The 14,017-nt window shown below is 62.6% G+C and carries 14 protein-coding genes and 1 riboswitch; of the genes, 7 read left to right on the forward strand and 7 right to left on the reverse strand.

The window, feature by feature from the left end; all coding sequences use genetic code 11:
* Nucleotides 1-7 precede the first annotated feature (7 nt).
* The 5 genes from DN611_RS03790 to DN611_RS03810 all read right to left on the reverse strand — a co-directional run bounded on the left by DN611_RS03790 (nucleotide 8) and on the right by DN611_RS03810 (nucleotide 6,017).
* Nucleotides 8-2,404, reverse strand: coding sequence for a ribonucleoside triphosphate reductase (locus tag DN611_RS03790; RefSeq protein ID WP_021749339.1), 2,397 nt, complete (start codon nucleotides 2,402-2,404; stop codon nucleotides 8-10).
* Nucleotides 2,405-2,571: 167 nt separating this feature from the next.
* A complete protein-coding gene (locus tag DN611_RS03795) occupies nucleotides 2,572-3,267 on the reverse strand; it encodes an anaerobic ribonucleoside-triphosphate reductase activating protein (protein WP_021749338.1) in 696 nt (231 codons plus the stop codon).
* A gap of 129 nt (nucleotides 3,268-3,396) precedes the next feature.
* Nucleotides 3,397-4,137 carry an amino acid ABC transporter ATP-binding protein gene (locus DN611_RS03800; protein ID WP_021749337.1) on the reverse strand — a complete coding sequence of 247 codons (741 nt, stop codon included), beginning with the start codon at nucleotides 4,135-4,137 and terminating at the stop codon, nucleotides 3,397-3,399.
* Nucleotides 4,138-4,141: 4 nt separating this feature from the next.
* Complete coding sequence (locus tag DN611_RS03805; RefSeq protein ID WP_119310685.1) at nucleotides 4,142-5,020, reverse strand: amino acid ABC transporter permease; 879 nt, start codon at nucleotides 5,018-5,020, stop codon at nucleotides 4,142-4,144.
* A 91-nt stretch (nucleotides 5,021-5,111) separates the two neighbouring features.
* Nucleotides 5,112-6,017, reverse strand: a complete 906-nt coding sequence (locus DN611_RS03810; RefSeq protein ID WP_119310686.1) for a transporter substrate-binding domain-containing protein — start codon at nucleotides 6,015-6,017, stop codon at nucleotides 5,112-5,114.
* A gap of 154 nt (nucleotides 6,018-6,171) precedes the next feature.
* Nucleotides 6,172-6,344, reverse strand: a riboswitch (Lysine riboswitch).
* 191 nt (nucleotides 6,345-6,535) lie between these two features.
* Between DN611_RS03810 and DN611_RS03815 the strand changes: the two genes are divergently transcribed.
* Nucleotides 6,536-7,084, forward strand: a complete 549-nt coding sequence (locus DN611_RS03815; protein WP_309452633.1) for a phosphatase PAP2 family protein — start codon at nucleotides 6,536-6,538, stop codon at nucleotides 7,082-7,084.
* A 44-nt stretch (nucleotides 7,085-7,128) separates the two neighbouring features.
* Here DN611_RS03815 and DN611_RS03820 read toward each other — a convergent pair whose 3' ends face one another.
* Complete coding sequence (locus DN611_RS03820; protein ID WP_021749332.1) at nucleotides 7,129-7,512, reverse strand: hypothetical protein; 384 nt, start codon at nucleotides 7,510-7,512, stop codon at nucleotides 7,129-7,131.
* A gap of 188 nt (nucleotides 7,513-7,700) precedes the next feature.
* Nucleotides 7,701-8,117 carry a hypothetical protein gene (locus DN611_RS03825; protein ID WP_119310687.1) on the reverse strand — a complete coding sequence of 139 codons (417 nt, stop codon included), beginning with the start codon at nucleotides 8,115-8,117 and terminating at the stop codon, nucleotides 7,701-7,703.
* Nucleotides 8,118-8,279: 162 nt separating this feature from the next.
* Between DN611_RS03825 and polA the strand changes: the two genes are divergently transcribed.
* Genes polA through DN611_RS03855 form a run of 6 tightly spaced genes read left to right on the forward strand, consistent with a single transcriptional unit; the run spans nucleotide 8,280 to nucleotide 14,009 of the window.
* Nucleotides 8,280-10,928 carry a DNA polymerase I gene (gene polA / locus DN611_RS03830; RefSeq protein WP_119310688.1) on the forward strand — a complete coding sequence of 883 codons (2,649 nt, stop codon included), beginning with the start codon at nucleotides 8,280-8,282 and terminating at the stop codon, nucleotides 10,926-10,928.
* Nucleotides 10,928-11,584, forward strand: a complete 657-nt coding sequence (locus tag DN611_RS03835; RefSeq protein WP_021749329.1) for a chloramphenicol acetyltransferase — start codon at nucleotides 10,928-10,930, stop codon at nucleotides 11,582-11,584. The genes polA and DN611_RS03835 overlap by 1 nt, the downstream gene beginning before the upstream one ends.
* Nucleotides 11,581-12,081, forward strand: coding sequence for an AAA family ATPase (locus DN611_RS03840; RefSeq protein WP_021749328.1), 501 nt, complete (start codon nucleotides 11,581-11,583; stop codon nucleotides 12,079-12,081). Before DN611_RS03835 ends, DN611_RS03840 begins: the two co-directional genes overlap by 4 nt.
* On the forward strand, nucleotides 12,078-12,962 hold the full coding sequence (locus tag DN611_RS03845) for a DMT family transporter (protein ID WP_025544961.1): 885 nt from the start codon (nucleotides 12,078-12,080) through the stop codon (nucleotides 12,960-12,962). The genes DN611_RS03840 and DN611_RS03845 overlap by 4 nt, the downstream gene beginning before the upstream one ends.
* Nucleotides 12,959-13,462, forward strand: a complete 504-nt coding sequence (gene rimI / locus DN611_RS03850) for a ribosomal protein S18-alanine N-acetyltransferase (RefSeq protein ID WP_021749326.1) — start codon at nucleotides 12,959-12,961, stop codon at nucleotides 13,460-13,462. Before DN611_RS03845 ends, rimI begins: the two co-directional genes overlap by 4 nt.
* Nucleotides 13,416-14,009, forward strand: coding sequence for a GNAT family N-acetyltransferase (locus tag DN611_RS03855; protein WP_021749325.1), 594 nt, complete (start codon nucleotides 13,416-13,418; stop codon nucleotides 14,007-14,009). The genes rimI and DN611_RS03855 overlap by 47 nt, the downstream gene beginning before the upstream one ends.
* Nucleotides 14,010-14,017: the final 8 nt, after the last annotated feature.

The following is a 14,017-nucleotide window of genomic DNA, read 5'->3' on the forward strand; positions in this document are numbered from 1 at the left end:
TCGTTGTTTACACGCTCTGCGAAGTGGCGAATTTTTTGATGGTGGAGGCGTTCACCAGCTTCTCCACCTGCTCTCCGTGGCGGACGATCAGGGTGGGGGCCTGCTGGATACCGTACCGGGCCACCAGCTCCCGATGCTCGTTCACGTCCATCACCTGATAGGCGATGCCCGCCTTCTCCAGCTCCCGCTTGGCGATGCTGCAGTTGGGGCAGGTCTTGGTGGTGAAGAGGAACAGGCCGTCCTCGCCCCGCTCCGCCGGTGTGCTGGGCGCGGTGCCGGCTGCGGGCTCCGTCGCAGCATCCCGGTCGCAGAGGCGGCGGCCCTCCAGCCGGGAGTTTTCCACCTGGTACTCCTGCCGGTCCTTGAACTCCTGGACCTTGCCGTCGTTCCAGTTCTGGACAGGGCGGTAATAGCCGGTGATGCGGCTCCACACCTCGCAGGTCTTCCCACACTTGGGGCAGGTAAAGTGCTCGCCCGAGAGATAGCCGTGGTCCGGACAGATGGAGTAGGTGGGGGACATGGTGTAGTAGGGGAGCTTGAAATTCTCCGCGATCTTCCGCACCAAATTGGCAGCCGCCTTCCAGTCCGGCAGCTTCTCACCCAAAAAGGCGTGGAACACAGTGCCGGAGGTGTACAGGGTCTGCAGGTCATCCTGGATGGCCAGGGCCTCGAAGATGTCGTTGGTGTAGCCCACCGGCAGGTGGGAGGAGTTGGTGTAATAAGGCGTGTCACCGGGGTTCTTGGCAGCGGTGATGATATCGGGATACAGTGCCACGTCATGCTTGGCCAGCCGGTAGGTGGTGGACTCGGCGGGGGTGGCCTCCAGGTTGTAGAGGTCGCCGTACTGCTCCTGATAGTCCATCAGCCGCTCCCGCATGTGGTTCAGCACGTCCTTGGCAAAGGCCTGGGTCTCCGGATGGGTCAGGTCCTTCCGCAGCCACTTGGCGTTCAGGCCCACCTCGTTCATGCCGATGAGGCCGATGGTGGAGAAGTGGTTGTCAAAGGTGCCCAGGTAGTATTTGGTGTAGGGGTACAATCCCGCATCCATCAGCTTGGTGATGACGGTGCGCTTCACCTTCAGGCTCCGGGCGGCGATGTCCATCATGTGGTCCAGCCGCTCATAGAACTCCTCCGGCGTCTGGGAGAGGTAGGCGATCCGGGGCAGATTGATAGTCACCACGCCCACGGACCCGGTGGACTCGCCGGAGCCGAAGTAGCCGCCGGACTTCTTCCGCAGCTCCCGCAGATCCAGCCGCAGGCGGCAGCACATGCTGCGCACGTCAGAAGGCTCCATGTCAGAGTTGATGTAGTTGGAGAAATAGGGGGTGCCGTACTTGGCGGTCATCTCGAACAGGAGGCGGTTGTTCTCCGTGTCGGACCAGTCAAAGTCGCGCGTGATGGAATAGGTGGGGATGGGATACTGGAAGCCCCGGCCGTCGGCGTCGCCCTCGGTCATGATCTCGATGAACGCCTTGTTCACCATATCCATTTCCTTCTTGCAGTCGCCGTAAGTGAAATCCTGCTCTTTGCCGCCTACGATGGCCGGCAGGTTCTCCAGGTCACGGGGCACGGTCCAGTCCAGGGTGATGTTGGAGAACGGCGCCTGGGTACCCCAGCGGGAGGGAGTGTTCACGCCGAACACAAAGGACTGGATACACTGTTTAACCTCTTTCTGGGAGAGGTTGTCCACTTTCACAAAGGGGGCCAGATAGGTGTCAAAGGAGCTGAACGCCTGGGCACCGGCCCACTCGTTCTGCATGATGCCCAGGAAGTTCACCATCTGGTTGCAGAGAGTGGAGAGGTGGCTGGCCGGGGTGGAGTTGATCTTGCCCGGGATACCCAGGCCCTGCTGGATCAGCTGCTTCAAACTCCAGCCGGCGCAGTAGCCGGTGAGCATGGAGAGGTCGTGGAGGTGGATGGCGCCGCTCTTGTGGGCGTCGGCAATCTCCTGGTCATAGATTTCAGAGAGCCAGTAGTTGGCGGTGATGGCGCCGGAGTTGGAGAGGATCAGGCCGCCCACGGAGTAGGTCACGGTGGAGTTCTCCTTCACCCGCCAGTCGTTGATATGCAGGTAGTTGTCCACCAGCTCCTTGTAGTCCAGCATGGTGGAGTTCAGGTTGCGGATCTTCTCCCGCTGCTTGCGGTAGAGAATGTAGGCCTTGGCCACGTCGGCATAGCCTGCCTTGCTGAGAATGTCCTCCACGCTGTCCTGAATGTCTTCCACGGTGATCTTGCCGTCATGGATCTTATCCTGGTAATCCGCCGTGACCCTCAGGGCCAGGAGATCAATGATGTCCGGATTGTACTCCATGTGGGTGGCCTCAAAGGCCTTGGTGATGGCGGTGCTGATCTTGGAGATGTCGAAAGAGGCGATCTTTCCATCCCGCTTGACGACCTGATACATGAAACCCCTGCTTTCTCTATGATAAATTCAATTCCCTGCTCCTGACAAGTCAATGGGCGCTGACGCGCCCCGTATTTTCCATTCTACCACTTCCTGGGGGCTTGTCAATTAGAAATGCCACTATATCTTGTATGCATTTTCTGTGAAAACGCTGAATTTTTCCATATCTAGTCAATGCCGCGCAGCTCCACAGCTCCAAAGAACGGCCGGACCCGCTCCGCAAAGCCCTGCAGCTGCTCTGCTGTAAAGCCGTGATATCCCCGGCCGATCAGATTGCCGGAGTCCACAAAGTTCTGAAGATAGTACCGGGGCGCCCCTGCCAGCCAGGCGGCGATGGCGTCCAGGTCCTCCGGCCTGTGGAGCTCCCGCACCAGGGTGGTGCGGAACTCATAGTCCACGGTGCTTTTCCGCAGCAGACGGATGCTCTCCTCCACCGGGGCGGGGTTGAAGCCCGGTATGCCGACGGTTTCGGCATACCGCGCCGGAGCGTTTTTCACGTCCATGGCCACATAGTCCACAAGGCCCTGGTTCAGGATCTCCGCCAGCCGGGCAGGATCACAGCCGTTGGTATCCAGCTTCACGGCAAAGCCCAGTTCCCGCACCTTCCGCAGAAAATCCGCTGCGTCCGGCTGGAGCAGCGGCTCCCCGCCGGTGAGGACCACCCCGTCCAAAAGCCCCCGGCGGGAGGCCAGGAAGTCCAGCACCTCCTGCTCCGGGATCTCCGGCGTCTCCGCCAGCCGGGTCACCAGCAATGCGTTGTGGCAGAAGGGGCACCGCAGGTTGCAGCCACCGGTGAACACCGTGGCCGCCAGCTTTCCCGGGTAGTCCACCATGGCCAGTTTCTGAAGTCCGTGAATGTGCATGGCTGGATCCCTCCATAAGCACAAGATGTTGCTATTCTAAACTGATTTTTCCACAAGAACAAGTGGTGGACGCAACAAAGACAAAAAAGTTCCCGGAGGCACAGCCTCCGGGAACGGGAAAGACGGGATTCAATTCTTGCGGAACCGGGAGAGGAAGTCCTGCGTCTCCTGTTTCTGGGGATTGCCGAAAACCTGCTCCGGCGTGCCCTCCTCGCAGATGACGCCCTGGTTCATGTACACCACATGGCTGCTGACGTCCCGGGCAAAGGCCATCTCATGAGTCACCACCAGCATGGTCATGCCCTCCTGGGCCAGGTCCTGCATGACGGAGAGGACTTCTCCCACCATCTCCGGGTCCAGGGCGGAGGTGGGTTCGTCGAACAGCAGCACCTCCGGCTCCATGGCCAGGGCCCGGGCAATGGCCACCCGCTGCTTCTGGCCGCCGGAGATCTGCCGGGGCTTGGCTTGGATGTAAGGCGCCATGCCCACCTTTTCCAGATACTCCATGGCCCGCTTCCGGGCGGTCTCCTTGTCCTTTTTCAGTACCTTGATCTGCCCGACCATGCAATTTTCCAGCACGGTCATGTTGTTGAACAGGTTGAAGGACTGGAACACCATGCCCACATGGGAGCGGTACTGGGGGGCATTGACCTTGGGACCGGTGACGTTCTGGCCGCGGTAGAGGATCTCGCCGCTGGTGGGGGTCTCCAGCAGGTTGATGCACCGCAGCAGGGTGCTCTTGCCGGAGCCGGAGGCACCAATGATGCTGGTGACATCGCCTTTTTTCACGGTGAAATCGATGTCCCGCAGCACTTCGTGGCTGCCGAAGGACTTGCTCAGATGCCGGATCTCTAAAATCATATCGTCCATGTTGTCAGCGATCTCCTCTCGTACGGCCGTGCTGCAATTCCTGACGGACCCGATCCCGGTACTCTTTGCTCCGCTCATCGAAGGGAGTGCCCCGGTCCGGGTGGCTGTATGTGCCGGCGGCCATGGTCAGATGGTCCGTCTGTGCCAGCTTGTAATCGCTGCTGCCGTCCATTCGCTTTTCCAACCAGCGCAGCAGGAAGGAGGCGATCAGCGTCATGGTGAGGTACCCGGCCATCTCCACCACGGCGGAGGGGAAGTACAGGTAGCTGGCGCCCACCGCCGCCCGGTGGGCGGAGAAGAAATCGGGGAAGCCGATGATGAACATGACGGACGTATCCTTCACATTGATGATGAAGTTGTTGCCGATCTGGGGCAGGATATTCCGGATGGCCTGAGGCAGGATCACATGCAGCATGGTCTGCACATGGGTCATGCCGATGGCCTTGGCGCCCTCGGTCTGGCCGGGGTCGATGGAGATAATGCCGCCCCGGACGGACTCGGCCATGTAGGCGCCGGTGTTGATGGACACCACCAGAATGGCGGCCATCCAGATGCTGTCAAACCGCACGGCGTTGTCCGTAAAATAGGGCAGGCCGTAATAGAGGAACACCGCCTGCAGCACCATGGGGGTACCCCGGAAGATCTCCACGTAGATCCGGACCACTGCCCGGATCAGCGCCAGAAAGAACCGCTTGACGGGCGGGGCGTTCTTGCTGTGGGGAATGGTGTTCAGAATGCCGCAGACGAATCCGATCAGGCAGCCGATGGCGGTGGCCACCAGTGCCAGAATCAAGGTATTGCGGATGCCGGGCAGATAGTGGGACACGCCGTAGTTCGACCAGAGCTTGGCAATGTCGGATGCCAGCTGGAACAGTTTCTCCATGGAGGCAGACTCCCTTCGGTAAAGAGTTGATATGCGGGAAGCAGGCGGGAGGACAGACTGTCCTCCCGCCGCGGGTCATTCTGGAAAGTGTTTACTCGCTCAGGGGCTGAATGGCGATGGCCTCGTTCATCAGGGTGTTGAAATCGTCCGCCGTCATAGTGGAGAGCACGCTGTCAATGGCCTCCTTCAGCTCGGTGTTGCCCTTCATCACGGAGATGCCGATGTTGATCTCGCCCTCGTCAACCTCAAAGTTGTCGTCGGAGTCTGTGAAGTCCAGAATCTTCATGTCGGGATAGGCGGCCACGGCACCCATAGCGGTGGGCATATCGGTGCAGATGAAGTCCACGGCGTCGGTCTCCAGGGCCATCAGCATGGCGGGGGCGGTCTCCGCGGCAGTCTGGACCTGGGCGCCCTCGATCTGAGGCAGGCAGGAGTCATACCAGATGGTGGCGATCTGCGCGGTGCAGGTGCCGCCGGAAAGGTCGCTGATGCCGGCGGCGTTGGCATAGGGGCTGTCCGTCTTGGTCACACAGACGATGGAGGCGTAGTAGTAGGGGCCGGCGAAATCCACCTGCTCGCTGCGCTCGGCAGTCATGGACTGGCCGGCAATGACGGCGTCAAAGGTACCGGTCTGCACGCCGGGAACCAGAGAGTCCCAGTCGGACTGAACCACTTCCAGCTTCCAGCCGTTGGCCTCGCAGATCTGCTTGGCGATCATCACGTCGTAGCCGTTGGCATAGGTGCCGGGCACGTTGGAGATGGGCACAGCGCCGTTGGAGTCGTCGCTCTGGCTCCAGTTGTAAGGGGCGTAGGCGCACTCCATGGCGATGGTCAGCACGCCGTCCTCCACGCCGGAGGAGCCGGCGGTCTCCCCGCCTTCAGCGGTGGTGCCGGAATTGCCGGAGTCTGCAGTGTCGCCGGAGCTGCCAGTGCCGCCGCAGGCGGCCAGGGACGCTGTCATGGCCAGAGCCATCAGCAAGGTCAACAATCTCTTCATGTTTCTTCACCTTTCTCATCTCAAAAAAGATTCCGCGGCGGTCACAGACCTCCTCCGCGCCTGCCGCCGGCGGAGAGGAGAAAAAATGGACCGCTTTGTCAAGCGGTCCATGGAAAATACGGAAAGAAGCCCCCGGCAGGGACGATCCCGAACAGCCATTGATAGCGCTTCACAAAGGTTTGTGACAGTCCGGCAGGTATTCCCTGACGGCCCAGCACCAGAAGGACAGGCATCGTCCCGGCACTTCGGCGGCGGACCCTTCCCCGTCCGGCGGCTGCCTGGCCTTGCCGGAGCGGTACTGATGAACGCCGCGCCTCTATCTGAGCGATCCAATTTTGAAGGTATCCTATCACGTTCTCGGGGAGATGTCAACGCCCCTTCCCAGAAAAATGCCAAAAATCCCGCAGATTTGTGCAGATCATAGAAGAAAATGCCAAAACCGTTGCGCACTGTGGGGAAAATGTGGTATGATGCTCCCTGCACACACGGCGCAAGCGCCGGGAGAGGAGTGTGGAAGTATGATGCAGGCGGCGGAACTGGCGGTGCTGGACTGGCTCCAGGCCCATCTGCGCTGCGATTTTCTGGACGCGGTGATGCCGTGGATCAGCCGGATCTGCGACCACGGAGAGATTTGGATCCTGCTGGCGGCGGTGCTGCTGCTTCTGCGGAAGCACCGCTGGACAGGGATGTCCCTGTCCTTTGCGCTGATTCTGGATCTGATCTGCTGCAATATCGTTCTGAAACCCCTGGTCGGCCGGATCCGGCCCTTCTTGGTGAATACCGCGGTGGAGCTGCTGACAGCACCCCCGGCGGACGCATCCTTTCCCTCGGGGCACACGGCGGCGTCCTTTGCGGCGGTGTTCGCCCTCCGGGCCTCCGGCAGCCCTCTGTGGAAGCCTGCCCTGGTACTGGCGGCTGGTATCGCCTTCTCCCGGCTGTACCTGTACGTCCACTGGCCCACCGACGTGCTGGGGGGCATTCTGGTGGGCGCCGCCGCAGGCTGGGCAGGCGCGCGGCTGGCAGACGCCCTCCGCCGCAGGCGGGAGCGGCTGGGCCGCAGGGCATAGCGGAAAAAACGGACCGGACGGCTTGCCGTCCGGTCCGTGCGGCTTCACGCGGCGTTCTCCCTGGCCTGAAGATATTTCTTCACAGCGAAGATGCCCGCCACCGCTGCCACGCCCAGTAGCGTCTCCGCCGCGTCGGTGTGGCTGACGATCATCTGCCGGACGATGGTGAACAGCAGCACGTCCACCACCGCGTCGGCGGTGTGCAGGGCCAGCATCTTCACGAACTCAATTCCCATCACCAGCAGCAGTGTGGCGGAGAGGAAATCCCCCAGGGCGAAGGCCTCTGGGGAGAGGAGCAGGGTCCGGCCAGTCTCCCGGAACAAAAATACCGCCCCGCAGACGATCACCAGCAGGATCACGGCGGCGATGAGCAGCTCCAAAGCACGGGCGGCCTTCAACAACAGGATGTGGGCGGGATGACGATTCATGGTGCCTCCTTGCGCCGCGGGACGGCAGAGTGAAGATAAGAATTAAAAGATAGGGGATAAGAGATGCACCTCTCCGGGAAGTATCTCTTAATCTTTTACCTGGGCCTTGGACTTGCAAAAGCGAAGAACCCGTAAAAATGTAGGGGCGGCAATCTGCCGCCCGGCGGGAATGGTGTGGGGGCGTCGTGTTACCCCTCGTCGATGTCGAGGCTGCCGACGGGAGCCCCGGAGGGCAGAAATTTTTCGCCGTCGGACACTGTCAGGTACATAAAGCCTGTGGAATCCGCTGATTGGTACACCAGCGTACCGTCCTTGACGGCAAAGCGGTTGACGAATTTTTCATCATCTGTGGTGAGGATCACGGTGTCTCCGTCCAGTTTCCAGGTGCCGAGCCCAAAATAGCTGCTCAGGGCTCCTTCGGAACAGCGCATACTTCCGTCACTGTTGAGGGCGATATAGAAATCGCTCCCAAACCCCTCTTTTTCGTAGATGTAGACCTGGTCGGCGAGGTCGTCGGCGGTTACCGCTGCCGGCTGGCCGGAACAGCCCGCCGCCATGAGAGTAAAGAGCAGGAGCAGGGCGGAAAACAGACGGCACTTCATCATGATGTAGCCCTCCTTTCCATGATCCGAAAACAGGACCGCCTCTCCATCAATCTATCACAGACGGCGGCCCATTGCAAGGCAAACCCGCCTTGCGTAAACGCCGGATTTGGGATATACTATATCTCTATGGAAAAATCAGCCTGCGGGCAGGAGGAACTCCCCATGAAGCTCATGGTCATCGACGGCAACAGCATCCTGAATCGGGCCTATTACGGCATCCGTCCTCTCACCACACGGGACGGGCTTTACACCCACGCCATCTTCGGATTTCTCACCACGCTCCTTCGACTGGAGGGGGAGGAGGCACCGGACGCGTTGTGCGTCACCTTCGACGTCCACGCTCCAACCTTCCGCCATCAGGCGTCGGAGGCCTACAAGGCCACCCGCAAGCCCATGCCGGAGGAGCTCCGGGTCCAGGTGCCGGTGCTGAAAGAGGTGCTGGACGCCCTGAACATTCCCCGTTATGAGCAGGAGGGCTGGGAGGCCGACGACCTGATCGGCACCATCTCCCGCAAGTGCGAGGCGGACGGCTGGGACTGCGTGGTGGTCACCGGCGACAAGGACAGCCTGCAGCTCATTACCGACCACACCATGGTGAAGCTGGTGTCCACCCGCATGGGGCAGACCACCACCAAGGATATGACGGAGACCGCCTTCCAAGAGCAGTACGGCTTCGCCCCCATCCACATGATCGACCTGAAGGCCCTGATGGGGGACAGCTCCGACAACATCCCCGGCGTCCCCGGCATCGGGGAGAAGACCGCCATGGCCCTGATCCAGCAGTACGAGAGCATCGACAACCTGTACGCCAAAATGCCGGACATCGAGGCCAAGCCTGCCGCCATCCGCAAGCTGGCGGAGGGGGAGGAGAGCGCCCGGGAGTCTTACTGGCTGGCCACCATCGTTACCGACGCGCCTCTGGACTTCCATCCCGAGGAGAACCTGTGCCGGAAGCCCGGCCCGGACGCCTACCCGCTGTTTTTGAAGCTGGAGTTCACCAAGCTGATCGAGAAGTTCGGCCTGTCCCCGGCGGAGCAGCCAGCGGCGGAAAGGGCGGACTTCACCATGACCGTGGAGCAGGTCACAGAGCCTGCTCAGACGGAGCGGCTGCTGGCCCTCTGGCGAGCGGCGGACCATGTATCGGTGCTGGCCCTGCCGGACCTGACGGGCCTCTCTGTGGTCTGCCGGACCGGGGCGGACACCGGCGTCACGGCGGAGCTGTTCTTCGACAAGTATCAGGGGGACTGGAACGCCCTTTTGAACGCCCTGTTCGCGGCGGACGTCCGCAAGGTCTCCCACAATGTCAAGGACCTGACGCGGACGCTGCTGGAAAACGGCCTGCGGGCGGAGGGCTTCGTCTTCGACACCGCCCTGGCTGCCTACCTGCTGGACGCCACGGCGGGAAGCTATGACCTTGCCCGCCTGTTCGTCGCCTATTTCAACGAGGAGCTGCCAAAGGCCCTCTACCTGGAACCGGACGCATTCTCCCTGCTGGGGGACGCCGCCGCGGCGGAGGCCAGCTTCGACAGCTACGCCGCCGCCGTGGACGCCCTGTACGGCGCCCTGGCGGAAAGACTGGCGGAGCGGGGCCAGATGGACCTGCTGCATGAGATCGAGATGCCCCTCTGCGCCGTGCTGGCGGAGATGGAGACCGCCGGATGCAGGGTAGACGCCAAGGCCCTCGGTGCTTTCGGGGATCTGCTGGCCCGGCGGAGCGCCGAGCTGGAACAGCAGATCTACGCCATGGCGGGGGAGGAATTCAACATCAACTCCCCCAAGCAGCTGGGGGAGATCCTCTTCGGCAAGCTGGGCCTGCCCCATGGCAAAAAGACCAAGACCGGCTGGTCCACCAACGCCGATGTGCTGGAAAAGCTCCGGTACGAGGCCCCCATCGTGGGGGCGGTGCTGGAGTATCGCCAGTACGCCAAGCTGAAATCCACCTATGCCGACGGCCTTTTGAAGGCCATGGACCCGGACGGCCGGGTGCGGACCAGCTTCCAGATGACGGTGACGGCCACGGGCCGCCTCTCCTCCACAGAGCCTAATCTCCAGAACATCCCCACCCGCACGGACCTGGGCAGCGAGATCCGGCGGATGTTCATCCCGGCGGAGGGCTGCGTCCTAGTGGACGCCGACTACTCCCAGATCGAGCTGCGGCTGCTGGCCCACATGGCTGGGGACGAGGCCATGATCGCCGCCTTCCGCTCCGGCGGGGACTTCCACGCGGAGACGGCGGCCAAGGTGTTCCACGTGGCGCCGGACCAGGTAACTCATGAGATGCGCCGCCAGGCCAAGGCAGTGAACTTCGGCATCGTCTACGGCATCTCCGCCTTCTCCCTGAGCCAGGACATCGGCGTGAGCGTGGCGGAGGCCAAGGCGTATATGGAGGCCTACTTCGCCACCTTCCCAGGCGTCCGGACGTATATGGACGCCATTGTGGAGCGGGCCAGGGAGCAGGGCTATGTGGAGACGCTGTTCCACCGGCGGCGGGACCTGCCGGAGCTGAAGTCCTCCAACTTCAACCTCCGCTCCTTCGGGGAGCGAGTGGCCCTGAACATGCCCATCCAGGGCACCGCGGCGGACATCATGAAGCTGGCTATGGTGGCGGTGCGGAAACGCCTGCGGCAGGAACTGCCGGAGGCCCGTCTGGTGCTGCAAGTCCACGACGAGCTGATCGTGGAGTGCCCGGAGGCCCAGGCGGAGACCGCCGCGGCGCTGCTGAAGGAGGAGATGGAGAACGTGGTGTCCCTCTCCGTCCCCCTAACGGCGGACGCCCACTGGGGCAGAAACTGGCTGGAGGCCAAGGGCTGATGGGATTTCAGAAGATCGACTACGCCGCGTGGCCCCGCCGTCCGTATTTTGAGCATTATCACCGGGACGTGCCCTGTTGGTACAGCATGACGGTGGACGTGGACATCTCCGCCCTGCTGCCCCGCCTGCGGGGGTCGGGACTCCGGTTCTATCCGTCGGTGATCCACGGCATCTCCCGGATGGTCAACGCGGACCCGGCCCTCCGCATGGCTATGGACGAGACGGGGGCCATCGGCGTCTACGACCGGGTGGACCCCACTTATACGATTTTTCACAAGGACGATGAGACCTTCTCCGTCCTCTGGACCGCCTACCAGCCGGATCTGCGGGCCTTCTGCCAGGACTGGGAGGCGGACCGGGCCCGCTATGGGGACATCCACACCTTTGAAGCCCGCCCGCCGGAGGCGGGACAGGGACTCTTCAACATCTCCGCCGTGCCCTGGGCCTCCTTCCGAAGTTTGCACCTGGAGCTGCCGGAGGCCAACGACTACCTGCTGCCCATCTTTACCCTGGGCCGCTACCGGAAGGAGAACGGCCGCACCCTGCTGCCCCTGGCCATGCAGGTCCACCACGGCGTCACGGACGGCTTTCACGTGGGGCGGTTCTTCAACCGCCTCCAGGCCTGGGCGGACAGTGCGCCGGAGATGGGCGCATGAAGCGCCTGTATATGATCGGCGGTCCTATGGGCGTGGGAAAGACCGCCGCCTGCCGCCAGCTGCAGCAGCTGCTGGACCGGAGCGTGTTCCTGGACGGGGACTGGTGCTGGGATGCCCACCCCTTCCAGGTGACGGAGGAGACCCGGGAGATGGTGTTGGAGAACATCTCTTTTCTCCTGAACAGCTTCCTCCGCTGCTCTGCCTATGACCATGTGATTTTCTGCTGGGTCCTGCACCGGCGGGAAATCTGGGAAGACCTGCTCCGCCGCCTGACGGAGCCGTATGTCCTGCGGGCCGTCTCCCTGGTCTGCACACCGGAGACCCTGCGGTCCCGGCTGGAGGGAGATATCCGCGCCGGAAAGCGAATACCGGATGTGTTGGACCGGAGCCTGGCCTACCTGCCGCTGTATGATGCCCTGGACATCCGGCACCTGGATGTGACGGCTTTGACGCCCCGGGAGACGGCGGAGTGCATCCGAAGGGAGGGCGGCGCATGAAGCGGCTGATCGTCCTGCTGGGCGTGGCTGGGGTGTCCCTGTCGGCGGTGTTTGTCCGGTGGTCCACGGCGCCGTCCCTGATCCTGGCGCTGTACCGGATGGCCTTTTCGGCGGCGCTGATGGCGGTCCCGGTACTGGCGGGACGAAGGCGGGAGCTGAAATCCCTGACCCGGCGGGACGTGCTGCTGTGCCTTGCCAGCGGCTTGTTTCTGGGCATCCACTTCGCGGCGTATTTTGGGGCCCTGCGGGCCACCTCCATCGCCTCGGCGGTGGTGCTGGTGGATACGGAGGTATTCTTTGTGGCAGCGGCCTCGGCGTTGTTTCTGGGGCAGCGGCTGCCCCGCCGGACCTGGCCCGCGGTCCTGCTTGCCTTTGCAGGCAGCGCGGTGGTGGCGCTGGCAGACAGCGCCGCCGGGACGAATGCGCTGCTGGGAGATTTGATTGCCCTGGCCGGCGCCGCCGCCATGGCGGTCTATACCATGATCGGAACGGTCTGCCGGCAGCGGCTCTCCACGTCAGTGTACACCTTTCTGGTGTATACGTCCGCCGCGGCCACGCTGCTGGCTGCGGCCCTGCTGAGCGGAACGCCGCTGGCCGGCTACGGTCCGGTGAACGGGCTGACGGCCCTGGGCATGGCGGTATGCTGCACCCTGCTGGGACACAATGTGTTCAGCTGGGGGCTGAAATATCTGCCGCCGGCTTTCATCGCCACGGTCAAGCTGATGGAGCCGGTGTTCGCCTCTGTCTGGGGACTCCTGCTCTTTGGCGAGCGGCCGGGCTGGCTGACGGTTGCCGGAGGCGCGGCGGTCCTTCTGGGCGTGGGGCTGTATGCCCGTACCATCGGCGGGGATGCCGGAAAACGAGAGGAGAGAGAACCATGAGAGAACAGATGCACGTGCGCATCGTCCCCATGACCGGGGACCATCTGGACGAGGTGGCGGAGCTGGAACGGATCTGCTTCACCACCCCCTGGTCCCGGAACATGCTGGTGGAGGAGCTGCAGAACGACTGCGCCGCCTTCCTGGTGGCCCTGGATGACGAGGACCACGTGGCGGGCTACGCCGGCCTGCTGGTGGTGCTGGACGAGGGGTACATCACCAATGTGGCCGTGCGGCCGGAGTGCCGCCGCAACGGCATCGCCCAGAAGCTGCTGCAAGTGTTCCTGGACTTTGCCCAGGCCCACAAGCTGGCGTTTCTGACGCTGGAGGTCCGGGCCTCCAACTACGGGGCCATCGCCCTGTACGGCAGCCGGGGCTTCCGCAGCGTGGGCAGGCGGAAAAACTATTACGAGCATCCGAAGGAGGATGCCATTATCATGACAAAGGAGTTTACCGATGGAACTGAGGATCCCGACACTGGAGCAGCTGCGGACGGTCTATGACCGGGACCTGCGGACAGCATTTCCCGCAGCGGAGCTGAAGCCCCTGAAGAATATGGAGGAGATGTGGGCCGAGGGGCGGTACCGCCCCTGGTGCCTCTTTGACGGGGACGACATCGCCGGCGAGGCATTTTTATGGCTGGGCCACCCCGGCTGGGCCCTGCTGGACTATCTGTGCGTGGCCGCAGACCGCCGGAACGGCGGCCTGGGCTCCGTGATCCTGGAGAAGCTCCGGGAGGCGGAGCGGGGCAATGTGATCTTCGGAGAGAGTGAGATCCCTTGCTACGCCCCGGACCCGGCCATGGCAGAGCGGCGGCTGGGCTTCTATGCCCGCAACGGCGCCCGGACCGCCGGGTATGACACGGAGATGTTCGGCGTACCCTACAAGACCCTGTACTGGGCGGAGGGGAAAGTGGACGAGTCCGCCCTGATGGAGGAGCACCGCTTTGTCTATGCCAGTACCTTTGCGCCGGATAAATTCCGCAGATATGTCCGCATCCCCTTTGATCCAAATGGGACGCCGGGCGAGAGAGTATCCTGGCAGCAGTGACGGAAAAG

This window comes from Oscillibacter sp. PEA192, from assembly GCF_003574015.1.
GTDB lineage: Bacteria > Bacillota > Clostridia > Oscillospirales > Oscillospiraceae > Oscillibacter > Oscillibacter welbionis.

What these genes read in the sequence shown, in the direction of transcription:
- DN611_RS03790 (WP_021749339.1), bottom strand. Translation starts at nt 2,404, where the DNA reads ATGTATCAGGTCGTCAAGCGGGATGGAAAGATCGCCTCTTTCGACATC.
- DN611_RS03795 (WP_021749338.1), bottom strand. Translation starts at nt 3,267, where the DNA reads ATGCACATTCACGGACTTCAGAAACTGGCCATGGTGGACTACCCGGGA.
- DN611_RS03800 (WP_021749337.1), bottom strand. Translation starts at nt 4,137, where the DNA reads ATGGACGATATGATTTTAGAGATCCGGCATCTGAGCAAGTCCTTCGGC.
- DN611_RS03805 (WP_119310685.1), bottom strand. Translation starts at nt 5,020, where the DNA reads ATGGAGAAACTGTTCCAGCTGGCATCCGACATTGCCAAGCTCTGGTCG.
- DN611_RS03810 (WP_119310686.1), bottom strand. Translation starts at nt 6,017, where the DNA reads ATGAAGAGATTGTTGACCTTGCTGATGGCTCTGGCCATGACAGCGTCC.
- DN611_RS03815 (WP_309452633.1), top strand. Translation starts at nt 6,536, where the DNA reads ATGATGCAGGCGGCGGAACTGGCGGTGCTGGACTGGCTCCAGGCCCAT.
- DN611_RS03820 (WP_021749332.1), bottom strand. Translation starts at nt 7,512, where the DNA reads ATGAATCGTCATCCCGCCCACATCCTGTTGTTGAAGGCCGCCCGTGCT.
- DN611_RS03825 (WP_119310687.1), bottom strand. Translation starts at nt 8,117, where the DNA reads ATGATGAAGTGCCGTCTGTTTTCCGCCCTGCTCCTGCTCTTTACTCTC.
- polA (WP_119310688.1), top strand. Translation starts at nt 8,280, where the DNA reads ATGAAGCTCATGGTCATCGACGGCAACAGCATCCTGAATCGGGCCTAT.
- DN611_RS03835 (WP_021749329.1), top strand. Translation starts at nt 10,928, where the DNA reads ATGGGATTTCAGAAGATCGACTACGCCGCGTGGCCCCGCCGTCCGTAT.
- DN611_RS03840 (WP_021749328.1), top strand. Translation starts at nt 11,581, where the DNA reads ATGAAGCGCCTGTATATGATCGGCGGTCCTATGGGCGTGGGAAAGACC.
- DN611_RS03845 (WP_025544961.1), top strand. Translation starts at nt 12,078, where the DNA reads ATGAAGCGGCTGATCGTCCTGCTGGGCGTGGCTGGGGTGTCCCTGTCG.
- rimI (WP_021749326.1), top strand. Translation starts at nt 12,959, where the DNA reads ATGAGAGAACAGATGCACGTGCGCATCGTCCCCATGACCGGGGACCAT.
- DN611_RS03855 (WP_021749325.1), top strand. Translation starts at nt 13,416, where the DNA reads ATGGAACTGAGGATCCCGACACTGGAGCAGCTGCGGACGGTCTATGAC.